This window comes from Roseivivax halodurans JCM 10272, from assembly GCF_000521785.1.
Lineage (GTDB): Bacteria > Pseudomonadota > Alphaproteobacteria > Rhodobacterales > Rhodobacteraceae > Roseivivax > Roseivivax halodurans.
This window is the reverse complement of sequence record NZ_JALZ01000002.1, coordinates 239,093-256,410: the sequence shown is the minus strand read 5'-3', so window position 1 is coordinate 256,410 and position 17,318 is coordinate 239,093. Positions and strand designations below refer to the sequence as shown.

General features: G+C 67.9%; 15 protein-coding genes and 1 pseudogene. 7 read left to right on the top strand and 9 right to left on the bottom strand.

Going from position 1 to position 17,318, the window contains the following annotated elements; translation table 11 throughout:
- Positions 1–76: 76 nt before the first annotated feature.
- Positions 77–865 carry a ribose-5-phosphate isomerase RpiA gene (gene rpiA, locus OCH239_RS03590; RefSeq protein ID WP_037258798.1) on the bottom strand — a complete coding sequence of 263 codons (789 nt, stop codon included), beginning with the start codon at positions 863–865 and terminating at the stop codon, positions 77–79.
- 186 nt (positions 866–1,051) lie between these two features.
- Between rpiA and OCH239_RS03585 the strand changes: the two genes are divergently transcribed.
- Positions 1,052–2,425: an L-serine ammonia-lyase gene (locus OCH239_RS03585; protein ID WP_037258797.1), complete on the top strand. Its 1,374-nt coding sequence runs from the start codon at positions 1,052–1,054 to the stop codon at positions 2,423–2,425.
- Positions 2,426–2,625: 200 nt separating this feature from the next.
- On the opposite strand, the gene OCH239_RS03580 is transcribed toward OCH239_RS03585, so the two are convergent.
- From OCH239_RS03580 to OCH239_RS03560, 5 genes are all read right to left on the bottom strand, one after another.
- Complete coding sequence (locus OCH239_RS03580; RefSeq protein WP_037258795.1) at positions 2,626–3,378, bottom strand: ABC transporter permease; 753 nt, start codon at positions 3,376–3,378, stop codon at positions 2,626–2,628.
- A 4-nt stretch (positions 3,379–3,382) separates the two neighbouring features.
- Positions 3,383–4,198, bottom strand: a complete 816-nt coding sequence (locus tag OCH239_RS03575) for an ABC transporter ATP-binding protein (protein WP_157577788.1) — start codon at positions 4,196–4,198, stop codon at positions 3,383–3,385.
- Positions 4,195–5,010 (bottom strand): ABC transporter permease, encoded by an 816-nt coding sequence (locus OCH239_RS03570; protein ID WP_037258792.1) that lies wholly within the window; start codon positions 5,008–5,010, stop codon positions 4,195–4,197. Before OCH239_RS03570 ends, OCH239_RS03575 begins: the two co-directional genes overlap by 4 nt.
- Positions 5,011–5,080: 70 nt before the next feature.
- Complete coding sequence (locus OCH239_RS03565; protein ID WP_037258791.1) at positions 5,081–6,064, bottom strand: ABC transporter substrate-binding protein; 984 nt, start codon at positions 6,062–6,064, stop codon at positions 5,081–5,083.
- A 90-nt stretch (positions 6,065–6,154) separates the two neighbouring features.
- On the bottom strand, positions 6,155–6,841 hold the full coding sequence (locus OCH239_RS03560) for a FadR/GntR family transcriptional regulator (protein ID WP_037258788.1): 687 nt from the start codon (positions 6,839–6,841) through the stop codon (positions 6,155–6,157).
- A gap of 161 nt (positions 6,842–7,002) precedes the next feature.
- Between OCH239_RS03560 and OCH239_RS03555 the strand changes: the two genes are divergently transcribed.
- The gene (locus tag OCH239_RS03555) at positions 7,003–7,689 is read left to right on the top strand and encodes a fumarylacetoacetate hydrolase family protein (RefSeq protein ID WP_051489221.1); all 687 of its coding nucleotides are present in this window, start codon (positions 7,003–7,005) and stop codon (positions 7,687–7,689) included.
- 114 nt (positions 7,690–7,803) lie between these two features.
- Here the strand turns inward: OCH239_RS03555 and corA are convergent, their stop codons facing one another.
- A complete protein-coding gene (corA, locus tag OCH239_RS03550; RefSeq protein WP_037258784.1) occupies positions 7,804–8,757 on the bottom strand; it encodes a magnesium/cobalt transporter CorA in 954 nt (317 codons plus the stop codon).
- Positions 8,758–8,920: 163 nt separating this feature from the next.
- Between corA and pdhA the strand changes: the two genes are divergently transcribed.
- From pdhA to OCH239_RS23455, 5 genes and pseudogenes are all read left to right on the top strand, one after another.
- Positions 8,921–9,895, top strand: a complete 975-nt coding sequence (pdhA, locus tag OCH239_RS03545) for a pyruvate dehydrogenase (acetyl-transferring) E1 component subunit alpha (protein WP_037258781.1) — start codon at positions 8,921–8,923, stop codon at positions 9,893–9,895.
- A 1-nt stretch (position 9,896) separates the two neighbouring features.
- The gene (locus OCH239_RS03540; protein ID WP_037258779.1) at positions 9,897–11,225 is read left to right on the top strand and encodes a pyruvate dehydrogenase complex E1 component subunit beta; all 1,329 of its coding nucleotides are present in this window, start codon (positions 9,897–9,899) and stop codon (positions 11,223–11,225) included.
- A complete protein-coding gene (locus OCH239_RS03535) occupies positions 11,222–11,500 on the top strand; it encodes a hypothetical protein (RefSeq protein WP_037258776.1) in 279 nt (92 codons plus the stop codon). Before OCH239_RS03540 ends, OCH239_RS03535 begins: the two co-directional genes overlap by 4 nt.
- Positions 11,490–11,624 (top strand): annotated as a pseudogene (locus OCH239_RS23460) (E3 binding domain-containing protein); the annotation flags it as partial. The gene OCH239_RS03535 and the pseudogene OCH239_RS23460, both read left to right, overlap by 11 nt.
- Positions 11,625–11,822: 198 nt before the next feature.
- Positions 11,823–12,323, top strand: a complete 501-nt coding sequence (locus OCH239_RS23455; RefSeq protein WP_244430294.1) for a hypothetical protein — start codon at positions 11,823–11,825, stop codon at positions 12,321–12,323.
- Positions 12,324–12,400: 77 nt separating this feature from the next.
- On the opposite strand, the gene cysE is transcribed toward OCH239_RS23455, so the two are convergent.
- Together cysE and OCH239_RS03520 are read right to left on the bottom strand one after the other, a co-directional pair.
- Positions 12,401–13,210 (bottom strand): serine O-acetyltransferase, encoded by an 810-nt coding sequence (cysE, locus tag OCH239_RS03525; protein ID WP_037258770.1) that lies wholly within the window; start codon positions 13,208–13,210, stop codon positions 12,401–12,403.
- A 193-nt stretch (positions 13,211–13,403) separates the two neighbouring features.
- A complete protein-coding gene (locus OCH239_RS03520) occupies positions 13,404–17,297 on the bottom strand; it encodes a baseplate multidomain protein megatron (protein WP_037258768.1) in 3,894 nt (1,297 codons plus the stop codon).
- Between the last annotated feature and the right edge of the window lie 21 nt (positions 17,298–17,318).

Sequence of the window (17,318 nt, the reverse complement as noted above, 5' to 3'; positions counted from 1 at the left end):
CCGCAGGCCCGCTCCGGTTCAATGTTGAACAAAGCGTGACCGGTCGGAGAGAGACGGGGGTCTGCGGCCCCGGGCCTCAGTCGCCGAGATCGCGAAAGATGTTCGCCTCGCTCGTGCCGTCGGGCCGATCCTCGCCCGCCGTGACCTCCGAAGTGTCGCGCAGCTCCGTGCGGCCGTCGGAATGGCCCACGACGACCATGTCGCAGATGTCGATGAAGAGGCCGTTCTCCACGACGCCGGGGATCTGGTTGAGTATCATCGCGAGCTGGCGCGGCCGACCGATACGGCCCAGATGCAGGTCGATGATGTGATTTCCCTCGTCGGTCACGAAGGGCACCTCGCCGTCCATGCGCAGGCGCGTCTCGCGGCCCATCACGTCCATCGCCTCGAGCATCTCCGCGATCAGCGCCTCGGTCGTGTCGCGCCCGAAGGGCACCACCTCGACCGGCAGCGGGAAGCGTCCGAGATGCGCGACCTCCTTGGCCGCGTCCGCGATCACCACCATGCGCTCCGAGGCGGTCGCCACGATCTTCTCCTGCAGGAGCGCGCCGCCGCCGCCCTTGATCAGGTTCAGGTCGGCGTCGAATTCGTCGGCGCCGTCGATCGTGAGGTCGAGCCAGCCGGCCTCGTCGAGAGAGACGACCTCGATCCCCTCCTCGCGGGCGAGCGCGGCGGTGCGGGACGAGGTCGGAACGCCGCGGATCTTCAGCCCCTCCTCGCGCACCCTTTCGCCGAGGCGGCGCACCAGCCACGCCGCGGTCGACCCGGTGCCGAGCCCCACGCGCATCCCGTCCTCGACCAGGTCGGCGGCTCGGCTTGCGGCCACGAACTTGGCCTTGTCCATGGGCGAGAGCTCTGCTTGCATGATGTGGTCTCCGGGTGTTGCCGTTCGCGCCCGCCTATAGGCGATGCGCCGTCCGCGGGCGAGGGGCAATTGGCACCGATCGCCCGGTCAAGCGTCGCAAACGGGCTTGCGCCCGGATCCGCGCTAGGGTGGCGTGGACGGCAGGCGGTTCCCATCGCGGCGGCCGAGAACCACGAAAGGACGTCCATGTTCCTCTCCGTCTTCGACATGTTCAAGATCGGCATCGGGCCGTCGTCCTCCCACACGATGGGGCCGATGGTCGCCGCGGCGCGATTCCTCGAGAAGATCCGCGTGGCCGATTACTCGGTGCGGGGGTTCAAGGGATCGCTGCACGGCTCGCTGGCCTTCACCGGCGTCGGACATGCGACCGACCGCGCGGTGATCCTCGGCCTCGCGGGTTTCCGCCCCGAGACCTACGACGCCGAGGCGGCCGAAGCGACGCTCGAGCGGATCGGGTCGGAGAAGCAGGTGGAGCCCGAGGGCCTGCCCGCCCTCGCCTTCGACCCTGAGAAAGACCTCGTCTTCGACTACGACCGGGCGCTGCCGGGACATGCCAACGCGATGATCCTGATGGCGACCGACGACCAGGGCGACGTGATCCTGCAGGAGACCTACTATTCCGTCGGCGGCGGCTTCGTTCTGACCGAGGAGGAACTGGCGCGCGGCAAGGACAGCGACGACGGCCCGCCCGTCCCCTACCCGTTCAAGACCGCCGCCGAGATGCTGGCGATGGCCGAGGCCTCGGGCCTCTCGATCGCGCAGATGAAACGGGCCAACGAGCTCTCCCGCGGGACCCATGCGGCGCTCGACGCAGGGATCGCCCGGATCTGGGAGGTGATGGACGCCTGCATCGACCGCGGCCTCGCGGGCGGCGGGATCCTTCCCGGGGGCCTCAACGTCCGCCGCCGCGCGGGCGGCATTCATGGCGCCCTCCTCGCCGAGCGCGGCACCAACCTCGCCCCGCCGCACACGATCAACGACTGGATGAGCGTCTACGCCATGGCGGTCAACGAGGAGAACGCCGCCGGCGGGCAGGTGGTGACCGCGCCCACGAACGGCGCGGCGGGGGTGGTCCCCGCGACGATCCGCTACTGGCTCGACCACGTGCCGGGGGCGACGCGCTCGAAGGTGCCGGAGTTTCTGCTGACCGCAGCGGCGATCGGCGGGCTGGTGAAGTACAACGCCTCGATCTCGGGGGCGGAGGCGGGATGCCAGGCCGAGGTCGGCTCGGCCTCGGCGATGGCGGCGGCGGGGTTCTGCGCGGTGATGGGCGGCACGCCGGAGCAGATCGAGAACGCCGCCGAGATCGCGCTCGAGCACCATCTCGGCATGACCTGCGATCCGGTGCGGGGCCTCGTCCAGGTGCCCTGCATCGAGCGCAACGGCCTCGGTGCGATCAAGGCGGTGTCGGCTGCATCACTGTCGCTGCGGGGCGACGGCCAGCACCTCGTCCCGCTCGACGCCTGCATCGAAACCATGCGGCAGGTGGGCGCGGACATGGCCGAGAAATACAAGGAGACTTCGCTGGGCGGCCTCGCGGTGAACGTGCCGAATTGCTGAGGGGCAGAGCGCCAGCGTTCGAGCCAGGGCACACCCCTGCCCCGCGCCACACCGCGTAGCGCAGATGGCTTGAACGACGCTCGGCGGCACCCATTGTGGCCCGACCCATGCCCCAAACAAGATCGGCATGGTTTCGGGGCCGCGCGAGGGCGGCCCCGGGTGGAGGTCAGCTCTGAGGGCGGGCTTGATCGCCCGCCGCCCTAGCCGCGAGCACCTGCGTAGTATTCGACCTTCTGCTCGAGACGACCGATCAGCTCGGCAAGCGACAGCGCAAAGGCGAAGAGGATCAGGATGAGGGCCCAGAAATGCCCCATCAGGAAGTTCTGGCTGTAGAGCGAGAACAATGCGCCGACGCCGATGATCGATACCAGCAGCTGACCGATCACCACGCCCTTGACGCCGCGGATGACGCCCAGCCGGATGCCGGCGAGGATTTCCGGAAGCGCCGACAGCAGCACGATCTTGAGGCGCTGGACGCGAGAGGCACCGAAGGAGAACGCCATCTCCTTGAGCGAGGGGGAGACATGCTGCACGCCCGCCCGCGTGTCGAGGGCAATGATCCAGACGGCGAACATGAAGACGGTGACGATGACCGTAGGCTCGCCCATGCCGAAGAGGATCATGATCACCGGCACCAGCGCCGAGAGCGGCGCCGACAGGAAGATGTTGACCCACATGTTCAGCAGCTTGTCGGCGGCCGGGACCAGCCCCATCAGCAGACCGAGCCCGATGCCCGCGACCACGGCGAGGGAGAGCCCGACGAGATAGCAATAGGCCGTGATCCGCGCCGCCTCGACGAAGCTCGGCGTGGTGACCACGTCGGTCATCGCGGCCAGAACCTCGGTGAAGGGCGGGAACAGCAGCATGAGCTCGAACTGGCCGACGATCTCCCAGACGACGATCCAGAAAAACAGGGCGGCGAACTTCGGGATGCGGAAACCGTAGAGGGTCATGACATCACTCCACGTATTCGCGCAGACCGCGCCAGATGTCGTCGGTCAGATCGAGGTATTCGGGGGCGCGGCGGATCGCGTCCGGATCACCGGTGCGATTGATGTCGGGATCGAGCACCTGCGCGACCCGCCCGGGCCGCGGCGACAGCAGCACGATGCGGTCCGACAGGTAGACGGCCTCCTCGATCGAGTGGGTGACGATGATGAAGGTCTTGTTCTCGACCTCGCGCAGGCGGATCAGGTCCTCCTGGAACTTCCGGCGGGTCTGCTCGTCGACGGCCGAGAACGGTTCGTCCATCAGCAGCACGTCCGCATCGACGGCGAGCGCCCGGGCGAGCCCGACCCGCTGGCGCATGCCGCCGGAGAGCTCGTGGGGATACTTGTCCTCGAAGCCCGCGAGCCCGACCTCCTCGACGTAGTGGCGGGCCCGCTCCTCGCGCTCGGCCCGGGCGACGCCCTGCTGCTCGAGCCCGAAGGCCGCATTGCGCAGCACCGTCGCCCAGGGCATCAGCGCGAAGTCCTGGAACACGAAGGCGCGCTCGGGACCGGGGCCGGTGACCGGTTTGCCGTTCACCCTGACCTCGCCGGCGGTCGGCTTCAGCAATCCCGCGATGATCTTCAGCAGGGTGGTCTTGCCGCAGCCCGAGGGCCCGAGCAGGCTGGTCATCTCGCCGCGCTTGAACTCGAGATTGATGTCCTTGAGCGCCTGGACGGTGCCCCCGTAGACCTTGTGGATCCCCTCGGTCTTGACGATGGGCAGGTCCACCGGCGTCGCTGTCGTCCCTGCGGACGATGCGGGCGTATGGGCAATGGCATTCATGACAGACCCCTTTTCTCGGGACGGAAGAGCGTGATCTCGAGGCGATAGAGCAGCGAGACTGCGATCACGGCGAAGGCCACGATCGATGCGATGGTTGCGTACATGTGAGCGAAATTGGCGACCGACCGGTGGAAGGTGATCAGATCGCCGATGCCTGTCGGCGTGATCAGCAGCTCGGCCAGCACGACCCCCGAGAACCCCTCGGCGACGCCGAGGCGGATGCCCGCGAACATCATCGGGCTGGCGGCGGGCAGGATGACCTTCGTGACCTGCTGCCAGCGGGTGCCCATGAAAGAGCGGGACATGTCGAGCAGCGAGGGCGGCACGTTCCGAACCGCCTTGTAGCTGTTGATCGTGATGACCGGCATGGCCAGGAAGATCACCGCGAGAACCTTCGAGGTGAGGCCGATGCCGTAGACGAAGGTGATCAGCGGGATCAAAGCCGCCATCGGGGCGGCCTGCATGGTGATGAAGATGGGCAGCGACAGGAACTCGACCTCCTTGCGCAATCCCATTGCGACCCCCGCGCTCACCCCCACGCCGAGCGAGAGGACAAGTCCGATGATCAGGGGCTCGAGCGTCCGCAGGTACGCCGCGCCCATCGAGCCGTCGAAGATCATCTCGAAGAACGCCGCCAGGGTCTCGAAGAAGGTCGGAAACGCGTAGTTGAAATTAGTGCGTCCAGCGATCTCCCACACGGCGAAGAACAGCGCGAGCGAGAGGATGCGCCACATGGCAGGCATCTGAGAGAACCGCGCGATGGAGCTGCCGGTCGGTCCGCCGGCAATCGCGGCGGGAACGGTTGCGGACATGGTCTTGGAACCTCGTGGTCATGAGACGGCTATGAGGACGCCCGCCCCGGAGGGCGGGCGCGGGTTTCGGTCACTGGGCCGACTTGGCCTTCTCCAGCGGACCGAAATCCCAGTAGCGCGAGGGATCCACCTCGTCCGCGCTGCTCTCGACCTGTCCGGCCGCGGCGAGGAAGTTGATGTCGTCCGCAACATCGGCGGGCTCGCCGCCGTCTGTCGGATAGACGCCCCCCTCCACCGCTTCGGTGTAGTAAGGGACCGCCTCGGCCGCCACGTTGTCCGGCAGGTCGGCCAGAAGCCCGTATTCCTCGCGCAGCTCGCCGACGAGCTCGGGGTTCTCGTCGATGTCGCGCCAGGTGCGCAGCAGTTCCTCGACGAAGACCTGCATGTCCTCGGCGCGGCCTTCCAGAACCTCGGTGTTGGCGTAGAGGGCCTCGTCCGTGGCGTTCACGCCGTCGATCGGGAGGCGCTTGAACTTCTCGCCGCCCCGTTCCTGCAGGAGACGGAAGTTCGCCGCATCCACGATCGAGGCGTTGACGGTTCCCTGAAGCATCGCCCCGGCACGAACCTCGGAGCCCGGCACGTAGGAGATGTTCGAAAACTCGATGCCGTGCTCCTTCTCCATGAGTCGCATGAGCGCTTCGGTTCCCGAGCCGCGCGAATGGACGGTGACTTCCTCGCCATCGAGATCCTCCCATCCCGAATAGACCTCGGAATTCACCACCGGGAAGAAGAGCAGCGTGCTCATCCGGTAGAACATGCGGATCGGAGCGTCCGAGTTCTCGATGAAGGCATATGGGGCGCCCACGCCGATATCGGCCTCGCCGCTGAGAACCGCCTGAACGGCCACGTCCTCGGAGTTGAAGTATGTCAGTTCCATTGGCACGCCGCGTTCTTCGGCGCGCTCCATGGCGATCAGCAGGTTGAGGCTTTCGACACTGGCGATGTCGCCCATCGCGACCCGCAGCGGATCGTCTTGCGCCAAAGCCGGCCCGGCGACCGCGATCGCCGCAGCGAGGCAGGCCCCCTTCATGAGATTGCGTCTGTCAGTGGTCATCTTTCTCCTCCCAGTTACAAGATGTCCTGCCGCAGGGGTCTCCTCCCGCCTCTCGCGGCCTCGGTGCGGGCTTTCAGCCCGGCCCATCCCTCACGGGAAGAGCCGGGCGGAAACTGATTTCAGATGCGCGCGCATGGCTGCGGCTGCGCCTTCGGGATCGCGGGCATTGATCGTGCGGGCGATCTCGTCATGTTCGTCGAAGCTGGAATGGTCCGGCGAGGGCCTGACATTGCGCCGCTCCACGGCGGCCCACGTGACGGCCCTGCGCGCGCGGTTGAGCTGGTCGAAGAACGACAGCAGCAGGGCATTGTCGGACGCCTTCGCCACGGCGCGATGGAAATTGTCGTCCTGGGTTTCGTACTCCGCCCAGGTCGCCGCGGCGCGGGCGCGTTTCAACGTCCGGTCGATCGCCGCCATGGCCTCCCCCGTGGCGTGGATCGCGGCTTCACGGGCAAGCGCGGGCTCGATGCAGAGCCGGGCCTGCATCATGCGGAGCGGCGTGAGCTGACGTCCCATCTGGATGAGCGTGTCCGCCTCCTGCTCGAGGTCGGGCGCGCCATCGCCGACAAAAGTGCCCTTTCCCACATGACGCCAGATCGATCCCGACCGTTCCAGCGCTTCCAGCGCCTGCCGCAACGCCCCGCGCGGAAGCTCGAGCTGCTCGATGAGCTGCCGCTCGGGCGGCAGCCGATCGCCCGGCCTGTATCCCCCCTCCCGGATGTAGTCATGGACGCGTGCTAGGGCGTCCGGCTTTCTGGCGTCGACCTGGTCCGTCATCTGTCCGATTCGTTTTGCTTCCTCTTCACTCTTGCACAGGACCGGATCAATCTCCAAGGATTGCTTGACCAAACCGACATCGCGCCGATTTTTCCGGATTGGTTCGGATTGATTTGCCGATCACGTCCCGCTAAGGGATTCGAGAGAAGAGGAGGACTTCAGTGACAGATTTCACCATCGACCCGCCCCAGACCGTCGGCCTGCCCGTCGTGGGAACCGAAGCGAAGTTCCCGGTGCGCCGCGTCTACTGCATCGGGCGGAACTACGCGGCCCACGCCGTCGAGATGGGCCACGACCCGGACCGCGAGCCGCCGTTCTTTTTCCAGAAAAACCCTGACAATCTGGACCCTTCCGGTGAGTTTCCGTATCCGTCCGAGACCTCGGACGTGCATCACGAGATCGAGATGGCGGTGGCGCTGAAGTCCGGCGGCTCGAACATTTCCGTCGATGAGGCCCTCGATCACGTCTACGGCTACGCGGTGTCGCTCGACATGACCCGCCGCGACCTCCAGGGGGAGCAGAAGAAGATGGGGCGCCCGTGGGAGATCGGGAAGGCCTTCGAGCGGTCCGCGCCAATTGGTCCGATCCATCCGGTCGAAAGCGTCGGCCATCCGAGCGAGGGTCGCGTCGAGCTGAAGGTGAACGGGGAGCTGAAGCAGGAGGGCGATCTCAACCAGATGATCTGGAAGGTGCCGGAGATGATCTCCTACCTGTCGAGATACTTCGAGCTCGCGCCGGGGGACGTTATCCTCTCCGGCACGCCAGCCGGTGTCGGCCCCGTGCAGAAGGGCGACGAGATGGTCGCGCATGTCGGCGGGATCGGGGATCTGACGGTTCGCGTGGCCTGACCCCGCAAGACAACCATGGTCGGCCGTCGCGGCAAGCTCCGCGCCGGCCCTTTGGCGACACAAGACATGCGGATGCCCTTGCGCCAGCGACGCCGGAGCTGGCCTGCGATCCGATCAGAGCCAACCGCGCCGCTTGAAGTAGAAGTACGGCACGATGGCGGAGGCGATCATCAACATCACCGCAAGCGGATAGCCGAACTGCCATGCAAGCTCGGGCATGTGGCGGAAGTTCATCCCGTAGACCGAGGCGATCAGCGTTGGCGGCAGGAACATCACCGCGACCACCGAGAAGATCTTGATGATGGCGTTCTGCTCGATCGAGATCATGCCGAGCGTCGCGTCCAGCAGAAAGGTGATCTTCTGCGACAGGAAACCCGCGTGATCGAGGAGTGAGTTCACGTCGCGCGAGAGCACCTTGATGCGCTCGCGCGCGTCCTTGGCGCTCTTCCGCTGCGCCGCCAGCTGGCCGAGAAAGCGCGCGAGCCGGTCGAGCGTCACGAGACTGTCGCGGATGTTCGAGGTGAGATCCCCCTTGCGGCCGATCTCCTCGAGCATGTCCTGAAAGTCCGGACCTTCCCCGGCCTCTCGGCGGAAGACGCGGCGCGAGATCGCGTCGATCTCCTGCGCGTCGCGTTCGAGGATGTCTGCGAGCCGGTCAACCACCGCCTCGAGCAGGCCGACGAGCACGCCCTCCGCATCCGCGACGCTGCTGCCGGTCCAGCCCCAGCGATCCGGGTACGACCGGAAGGCCTGCGGCTCGTGAAACCGCACCGTGACGAGCTTGCCGTCGGTCAGAACGAAGCTCACCGGGGCCATCTCGGGATCGTCGTCCTCGGCATGGGCGGGCAGGATCGCCGTCATGTAGGCCGCCCCTTGCGAGACGTAGAGGCGCGAGGAGACCTCGATTTCCTCCATGTCCTCGCGGCTCGGCACCTTGTGGCCCACGATGCCGGCGACGGCATCCTCTTCCTCTGGCGTCGGGTCGAGCAGGTCGAACCAGATCGCCCCGTCGCGCGGGCGCGGCATCTCGGTCAGGCCGCTCTCGTCGAGAGAATAGCTGCGGATCATGCGCGGGGCTCCTCGGGCTCTTTGGTCTGCCACAGCCGAGATAGAGGAGAGCGCCCCCCGGAACCAGCAATCGACACGCCTTGCGGGAGCTTGAAAGAATATTGCGCGGAGCATAGTGTGTTCTGAAACGTCAGCGATACTGCGACAGATGGGAGGCGCGGCCATGACGGCACGCGAGGAGGGCGCGCCGGAATCCGGGGATGTCGGACTTTACCGCGACATGCTTCTGATCCGCCGCTTCGAGGAGAAGGCCGGTCAGCTCTACGGCATGGGCCTCGTCGGCGGCTTCTGCCATCTCTACATCGGACAGGAGGCGGTCGTGACCGGTATGGAGGCGGTCGCGCGCGAGGGCGACCAGCGCATCACCTCCTATCGGGGTCACGGGCACATGCTCGCCGCGGGCATAGACCCCGGTGCGATCATGGCGGAGCTTCTGGGGCGCGAGACCGGTGCGTCGCGCGGCAAGGGCGGATCGATGCACATGTTCTCGCCCGAGCACGGCTTCTGGGGCGGACACGGCATCGTAGGGGCGCAGGTCCCGATCGGGGCCGGAATCGCGCTGGCGGAAAAGACCCGGCGGACGAACAATGTCACCTTCGTTTATTTCGGCGACGCCGCCGCGGATCAGGGCCAGGTGGCCGAGACCTATCGTCTCGCCGCGCTTCTCTCCCTGCCCTGCCTCTTCGTGATCGAGAACAATTCCTATCCCGGGCCTTCGGCGGCGCCGCGTGGTCCGCAGCTTCTGGAGCGCGCGCGGGCCTACGGGATCGAGACCGCGGCGGTGGACGGGATGGACGTGAGGGCGGTGCGCGAGGCGGCGGACGTTGCAGCACTGCATGTGCGCGCGGGCAAGGGACCTTATGCGATCGAGGCGCGGACCTATCGGTATCGCGGACATTCCATGGCCGATCCGGCGAAGTACCGCACCCGTGAGGAGGCGAGCCGGGTTCGGGCCACGCGCGATCCGATCGAGAGCCTGCGCGAGCGGCTGCTCGGCGAAGGTGCGGTGACCGAGGAGGTGCTGCGCGCCATCGACCGCGAGGTGAAGGACATCGTCAGCGCCGCTGCGGATGCCGCGCGGGAGGCGCCTGCGCCGGAGCCCGAGGCGCTCCATCTTCACGTGACCGCGGAGGCCTGACATGGCGACCGAGATCCGCATGCCCGCCCTCTCGCCCGCGATGGAGGAAGGGCGCCTCGCCCGCTGGTTCGTGGCCGAAGGCGACGCCGTCCAAGAAGGCGACGTGATCGCCGAGATCGAGACCGACAAGGCCACGCTCGAGTTCGAGGCGGTCGCCGCCGGACGGCTCGGCAAGATCCTCGTCCCCGAGGGCACGGCATCGGTCAAGGTCGACACGCCGATCGCGCTGCTGATGGCGCCGGGCGATACGCCGGCCCCGGCGTCGCCCGCCCGTCGCGCCCCGGTCGCCGCGCCGCGCGCGACCCGAAACGCCGCGATGCGGGAGCCGGGCTGGGAGGCAGGTGTCCATCTGGCGCCGCTCATCGTCCGGGAGGCGTTGCGGGATGCCCTGACCGAGGAGATGAGCCGCGACGAGGCGGTCATCGTGATCGGCGAGGAGGTCGCAGCGGCCGAAGGCCCCTACCGGGTCACGCAAGGATTGCTCGACCGCTTCGGATCCGCGCGCGTGATCGACGTGCCGGTGACCGAGGCCGCCTTCGCTGGACTGGGCATCGGCGCGGCCTTCGCCGGGCTGCGTCCGGTCGTCGAGTTCATGAACTTCTCCTTCGCGTTGCAGGCGATGGACCAGATCGTCAATTCCGCCGCCAAGACCCGCTACATGAGCGGTGGCGCGGTCTCGTGTCCGATCGTGTTCCGCGGACCGAACGGGGCCGCGGGGCGCGTCGGCGCCCAGCATGCCCAGTGCTTTGCGGCATGGATGGCGCATGTGCCCGGGCTCGCTGTCGCCTATCCCTATGCCGCGTCGGACGCGAAGGGGCTCCTGAAGGCGGCGATCCGGAGCGACGATCCGGTCGTCTTCCTGGAGAACGAGCGGCTTTACGGCAGGAGTTTCGATGCGCCGGAGCTCGGCGATCACGTGGTGCCCTTCGGGCAGGCGCGGATCTGGCGCGAGGGCGCAGACGTCACGCTCGTCGGCTATGGGCCGGCGGTGGGCACGATGCTGGAGGCAGCGGATGCCCTGGCGGACGAGGGCGTCGCCGCCGAGGTGATCGACCTGCGCACGCTGCGACCGCTCGACCATGCGACTGTTCTAGAGGGCGTTCGGAAGACCCATCGCTGCGTGACGGTCGAGGAAGGCTGGCCGCAGGGCGGGATCGGCGAGCATCTGGCGGCCGTTATCATGCGCGAGGCCTTCGACTGGCTCGATGCGCCGGTTGCCTGCGTTGCCGGCAGCGACGTGCCGATGCCCTATGCCGAAACGCTCGAGGCGCTGGCCTTGCCACGCGCCGAGGACGTGGTCGAAGCGGCAAGACGCGTGAGCTACCGGTGAGCCGGATCGAGGTCCTCGGCCGCGACGCGGGCGCGGAAGCCTACCGGGTCAGGGCGCATCTCGATGCCGGCACTTGCGAGGCGCAGGTTCCGGAATGCCTGATGGAAACGCTTCGCCCCGGCGAGCGGCCGAGCCATCAGGAGGCTTACGAGTGGATCGCGGCGCATCGCGCCAGGATCGCGTCCGCCGTGGCGGCGCGCCGAGGCGGGCAGGTGCCGCGCACGCCGTGGGACCTCGTCACGCTCTTGCGAGAGGACGGCCGGGATGGAGGATAACGCCCAAAACTGGCCGGCCCCGGGCGCGCGGCTCCGGGCCTCGCCGCTCGCGCGGCGCCTTGCGAGCGAATTCGGGCTCGATCTCGGCGCGATAAACGGGAGCGGTCCTGATGGACGGATCATCGAGCGAGACCTCGACCGCGCGAGGGACCCGGGTTGCACATGGCTGGCACGAGGCGGGGACACCGAACCCGAAGAAGGATCGGGGCGCCCCGGCGCTCGGTCCACGCTCGGAGACACGCATGCGTCGCCGCCGGAGCTGCCTGGCCAGACAGCGGAGCAGGAAACGGTCGAATCAGCTGAGCGGGCCCAGCCGGACGCAATGACCGAAGAAAGTCCGGACGCCATCGTTCTGCGCAAGCGCCTCACCATCGAGCGCCTCAGCCTCCTGCAGGAGATCCTCAGCGAGAGCCACGGGACGGTTCCGCTCTGGGCCTTCCTTGCCAGCGCCCTCCTGCGATCGGGGCATGGCCCGCTCGCCGTCGCCAAAGGATTTTCGGCGCCGGTGCGCCTCGACGCGTCTTCTGCCGATCCCGTGACAGGGCTCGCCGACCTTATCGGCGACCCCGGCGAGACCGCCTGCCTTATCGTGGATCTGAGCGGCGAAGCCATTGCGGGCGGCGCGCTTCCGCTGCCGGATGCGGTGGATATCCAGATCGCTCTGGGAGCGCCCTATCCGGGTGCGGCGGGCCGCGAGGTCGAAATCAGCGTCATGGCGCGGGCCAAGGGACGTGAGGCGCCCGATGTTGCACGGCTGCTCACATCACTCGCCGCGGCGCTCGAGAGCCCGGGAGTGCTCCTGTCGAACCTCCCGGAGGTCTGAGGCACGAGACATATCGGTAAGCGGCGCGGGCCCATCTGGGATTGCGCGCCGCTCACGACATCAATTGCCGCTGCCCGTCAGGTGCCGCCGCGAATGAGCTGGTCCATGCTGACCGACGGCTGGGCACATCCGGCCTCGCCGACGATCTTGGCCGGAACGCCTGCCACGGTCTTGCAGGGCGGCACTTCGGAAAGCACCACCGAGCCCGCGGCGATGCGGCTGCAATTACCGATCCTGATGTTACCGAGCACCTTCGCGCCCGCCCCGATGAGGACGCCGTCGCCGATCTTGGGGTGTCGGTCCTCCTCCTCCTTGCCGGTGCCGCCGAGCGTCACGGAATGGAGCATGGAGACGTTGTCGCCCACGACCGCGGTCTCGCCGATGACGATGGAATGGGCGTGGTCGATCATGATGCCGCGGCCGATGCGGGCGGCGGGGTGGATGTCGACGCCGAAGACCTCCGAGCAGCGCATCTGCAGGAAATAGGCAAGGTCCTTGCGCCCCTGGCGATAGAGCCAGTTCGCGACCCTGTAGGATTGCACCGCCTGGAAGCCTTTGAAGAAGAGCATCGGCTGCAGGAACCGATGGCAGGCCGGGTCACGCTCCCAGATCGCGACGATGTCGGCGCGAGCGGCGAGCGCCAGCTCGGGGTCGCTGCCATAGGCCTCGTCGGCGATCTCGCGCAGAATCTGCTCGGACATCTCGCCCGAGGCGAGCTTCAAAGAGATCCGGTAGGCGAGCGCGCGCTCGATCGTCGGATGATGCAGTACCGATTGATGCACGAGCCCACCGAGGAGGGGCTCGTTGGCCACCGCTTCCTCGGCCTCGCGCATGACGCGGGCCCAGACGGGATCGAGTTCGGCGACTTTTGCGCGGGTCTCAGCCATGACCAGCCTCCTTTGACGCAGGCAATCTAGCAGATAGGATCTGGGACCGAAACGCAAAGCCTGTCGCGGAAGCGATCACATACGCGAATGGCTCCGTGAGCTTGCAAGGGAATTTGCGGCCCGTCGCCGCGCAGCGGGAGCCGCGCAATGGCGGGGGGTGACCGCGGGGTTTCCGACCAAGAGCGAGGTCGCGTCAGGGACGGGCGATGGCGATCTGCGCGGCGGGACCGGGTCCGAACCGCGCCGAGATCTGCGCAACCGAGAGCGTGACATCGCCGTCCGAGAGATCCGCGGCCACTTCGGACGCGCCGTAGGCCCATGTCGGCGCCGAGGTCTGGACCTCGCGCAGGATCCTGCCGCCACGACTCACGCGCAGGAGATATGCCTCGCTTTCCTCGCCGAGCGGAACCTCCGCAAGGGACCAGTCGTCGCCATCGATCCGGGTGCGGCGGATCCACGAGATCGCAAGGCCTTGCCCGTTCGGCACGGCCCGCAGATGCGCCGGCGCATAGGGACGCAGGCCCACCCCGTCGAAGGCGCGCACGAGGTGAACGTAGGAGGGATCTCCGAGGGGCCGAGAGGCAGGGCCGATCCGGTAGTGCCTCTCCTGCCGCCTCTCCGAGGCGGCGAGGGCGATCTGCGCCAACCGCCCGTCGATACGGACGACCTTCGAGCCGGCAGGCCAGACCTCGGGCACAACGCCGTCGGTTCCGAACTGGCCGCGCAGCCGATGGGAGACGCGCCACCGGCGCTCGGCCATCAGCTCGGCGTCGCGAAACTGGATCAGCTCCCATGCGCCCGAGGTGCCGTCGCCGATGGCGAGGAGGTTGCCCCCGGCGAGGAACGCGGCCTCCGTCACGGATTGGAGCGCGCCCGAGAAAAGCCTGATTTGCACCGGTGCTCCGCGATCGACGCGGCCTGCGGGCGCGGCGGGAAGCGGCGTTTCGAGCAGGCCCACGACGGATCGCGCCGAAACGGTCTGGTTGAGACCATACCCTTCATCCGACGCGGAATCGAAGATCGCGACGCTGCCGGGCCAGGGGGTGGCGGTTAGCGCCACGTGAGGCGCGTGCGGCACCTCGCCCCCGCGCATGAGCGGCAGGTCGAGAAAGAGAGGCGCGACCGGCACCGCGGGCACGAAGGGGCGCGGTTTCGCCGGAGCGTCGGCAAAGTCCGAAGGCCGGTAGGCGGCGGGATCGATCCGTACCGCCTCGATCTCCTGACGGTCGGTCAGCTCGGCCCTGTCGATGCGGAAACGTGTCCCGTTCAGGCTGACGACGTCGCCGGCACCGAGCTCGAGGCGAGACGGCGGCAGGGTGAAGCGGACCGTGTCGCGGGCGAGGCGCGCCTCGGAAAGCCAGCGTTCGACCACCGCCCGGCCCTCTCCGCGCGTGAGCGAGAGGGGCGCGTCGCTCTCGCTGACCGCGTGGGTCGCGTCGTCGGGCAGCACCGTCTCTTCGGCCACCGTCTCGTGATCGCCGTCCGCCTCGAAGAAGCGCAGGCGCACGCGGCCCGCCATCTCGGCCTCGGCCTCGCGGGTCTCGGTGATGCGGGGGCTGTCCTCCGCCGACAGCGCAAGGCGCTCCTTGTCGAGATCCGTCGCTCCTGCGCTGCCGCGATTGCGGAACACCAGACGGCCGCCGCGTTCGATCGCGTCGAAGCCATAGACCAGCATCAGCGGCTGGAGCGCGCGGCGGGCGTCACCGGTCTCGGTCACGACATAGCCGCGCACGTAGCCGTGCAGCGCACTCACGTCGATATCCTCGAGGCCCGCACGAGCGCAGATCTCGGTCACCACCGAGGCCAGCGTCCGGGCGGAGCTGCGCCCGGTGATCCAATGCCCCTGGCGCCAGTTCGCCCCATCGGCCCAGAGCTCCGACTGCGCGGGAAACCACGGATAGGGGCGCGCGTCCCAGGCCCAGACGAACATGCGCGATATGTCGATCATCCGCCCGTCGTAACGGGAGGAGGCGGGGTTCTTCTCGGGATCGCTCCAGTAGAGATGCATCGCGCGCAGATACTGGTGCTGGATAAGCTCGTCGCGCTGGCCGGACGAATGGTAGGGCAGAAAGCTCTCGGACGACTTGGGGTCGAGGAAGACGTTCGGCTGGTTGGTCCCCTTGTCGACCGCGGGACAGCCGAGTTCGGTGAGCCAGATCGGCTTGCCGCACGGGATCCACGGTGTCGGCGATGCCTGACGCACGCCGCCGATGCGCTCGTGATGGGGCTGGGACCACCAGCGGCGGATGTCCTTGTAGCGGTAGACCCAGTCCTCGCCGAAGGCGCCGTCGGTGATCGGCGCGCGGGTCTGGGCGTCCCGCTCTGCGGCGCTGCGGTAGTACCAGTCGAACCCTTCGCCGCCCTCGATGTTGGCCTGCAGGTACCCAAGATCGTGGATCGCGCCCCGGGATGCGTCGGCGTGCTCGTCGCCATCGCGCCAGTCCGAGAGCGGCATGTAATTGTCGATGCCGACGAAATCGATCTCGGAATCGGCCCAGAGGGGATCGAGGTGGAAATAGACGTCGCCCGAGCCGTCGGTCGGGTGGTAGCCGAAATATTCGGACCAGTCGGCGGCGTAACCGAGCTTCGTGCCCGGGCCGAGGAGGGCGCGGGCTTCGGCGGCCAACCGCTTGAGCTGCATCACGGCGGGAAAGCCGAGATCGTCGCGGATCTGGGTAAGGCCGCGCATCTCGGAGCCGATGCAGAAGCTGTCGACCCCACCTGCGGCGACGCAGAGCGCGGCGTTGTGCAGGATGAAGCGGCGGAAGCTCCACTCGTCCGGTCCGGTATAGTTGACCTTGCCGTCCTCGACCTCGAAGTCTTCGGCCCGCGCGGTCCCGAAGAAGGCTTCCACCTCGGCGCGTGCGGCGGCGGTTCCGTCGGGCGTGCCGGTCCGGCCGGGCGCGACGCTCGCGGTGATCCGGCCGCGCCATGGCAGGACGGGCTGATCGGCCCTGCCCGCCCAGGGATCGCGCAGACCGTTGGCCGCGAGTTGCTCCATCAGGATGAAGGGATAGTAGAGCACGGCCTGCCCGGCGTCGCGCAAGGCGCGGATCGCGCCGGTCACGGCAGCGTCGGCGGGCGTGCCGCCATAGATCACGCGGCCGTCCAAGCGCGGCACGATCCCGGCCTCGGACCGGTCCAGACCTGCGACCTGCCACGGCATACCCTCGGCGTCGATATCGCGCTGCTCCACTTTGGGACGCAGCCGGCACATACCGCAGCACAGATCGTCTCCGAACCAGCTGACCACCAGCGACACCGCGCCGACATTCGGCAGCTCGTCCCGCATCATCCGCAGCGAGGTCGCGAGGTCCGTTTCCTCGGACGGGGTGTTGATGTTCACGAGCTGCACCGCGTCATCGCCGAAGCGCATATGCTGCTGAGTCGGGGCGAGGGTGTATTCGCCGGTGCCGGGCAGCATGGCGACGCCGCGCAGGAGCTGCGGCAGGGCATCCGCTTCGAGAGACGGGCGGGTGACCTCGACGCTGAATTGCGGCACGCGGTTGCCGAACCGTCCGAGGTCGAGATCCTCGATCACCACATAGGCCGTCCCGCGGTAGGCCGGCACGTTTCCGGCGCCCTCGATCGCCTCCATGACCGGGTCGGGAAGCTGGTCGGCACGGCCCTTGTAGACCCGCAGGTTCAGATCGCGCACCGCGATCTCCGCCCCGTCGGCCCAGACCCGGTTCACGCCCGTGATCTCGCCCTCGCACAGCGCAAGCGCGAGGCTGACAGTATAGCTGAAGCTGCGCACCTTCGGCTGCGGCGGGCTCCCCTTCCCCCCGCCGCCTTCGGTTTCGACATGTTCGGCAAACTCCGAGGCCCAGATGACTTGTCCGCCCACCCGCATGCGGCCGAAAACCTGCGGGATCGGCGCGCCCTCGGACGCGCCCGAGAGGCGGAACCGCTCGACCCGGCCGGTTTCGACGGCCTCGGTGCCCTGACCCATGACGCGCTGGTCGATGACCCTGCCGAGGGACGCTCCGGCGATCCGGCCGACGGCGCCCAACGACATGCCCAGGATCGAGGCGCCGGTCGACGCGCCGAAGGACGCGCCGGCGGCAGAGAGAAGCAGCGTGGCCATTGCGGGGTCTCCTTGCCGGGC

Excerpts from the sequence above, each read along its gene's own strand:
- pdhA (WP_037258781.1), top strand. The coding sequence starts at position 8,921 with ATGACGGCACGCGAGGAGGGCGCGCCGGAATCCGGGGATGTCGGACTT.
- OCH239_RS03570 (WP_037258792.1), bottom strand. The coding sequence starts at position 5,010 with ATGTCCGCAACCGTTCCCGCCGCGATTGCCGGCGGACCGACCGGCAGC.
- cysE (WP_037258770.1), bottom strand. The coding sequence starts at position 13,210 with ATGGCTGAGACCCGCGCAAAAGTCGCCGAACTCGATCCCGTCTGGGCC.
- OCH239_RS03540 (WP_037258779.1), top strand. The coding sequence starts at position 9,897 with ATGGCGACCGAGATCCGCATGCCCGCCCTCTCGCCCGCGATGGAGGAA.
- OCH239_RS03560 (WP_037258788.1), bottom strand. The coding sequence starts at position 6,841 with ATGACGGACCAGGTCGACGCCAGAAAGCCGGACGCCCTAGCACGCGTC.
- OCH239_RS03585 (WP_037258797.1), top strand. The coding sequence starts at position 1,052 with ATGTTCCTCTCCGTCTTCGACATGTTCAAGATCGGCATCGGGCCGTCG.
- OCH239_RS03580 (WP_037258795.1), bottom strand. The coding sequence starts at position 3,378 with ATGACCCTCTACGGTTTCCGCATCCCGAAGTTCGCCGCCCTGTTTTTC.
- corA (WP_037258784.1), bottom strand. The coding sequence starts at position 8,757 with ATGATCCGCAGCTATTCTCTCGACGAGAGCGGCCTGACCGAGATGCCG.
- OCH239_RS03575 (WP_157577788.1), bottom strand. The coding sequence starts at position 4,198 with ATGAATGCCATTGCCCATACGCCCGCATCGTCCGCAGGGACGACAGCG.
- OCH239_RS03565 (WP_037258791.1), bottom strand. The coding sequence starts at position 6,064 with ATGACCACTGACAGACGCAATCTCATGAAGGGGGCCTGCCTCGCTGCG.
- rpiA (WP_037258798.1), bottom strand. The coding sequence starts at position 865 with ATGCAAGCAGAGCTCTCGCCCATGGACAAGGCCAAGTTCGTGGCCGCA.
- OCH239_RS23455 (WP_244430294.1), top strand. The coding sequence starts at position 11,823 with ATGACCGAAGAAAGTCCGGACGCCATCGTTCTGCGCAAGCGCCTCACC.
- OCH239_RS03520 (WP_037258768.1), bottom strand. The coding sequence starts at position 17,297 with ATGGCCACGCTGCTTCTCTCTGCCGCCGGCGCGTCCTTCGGCGCGTCG.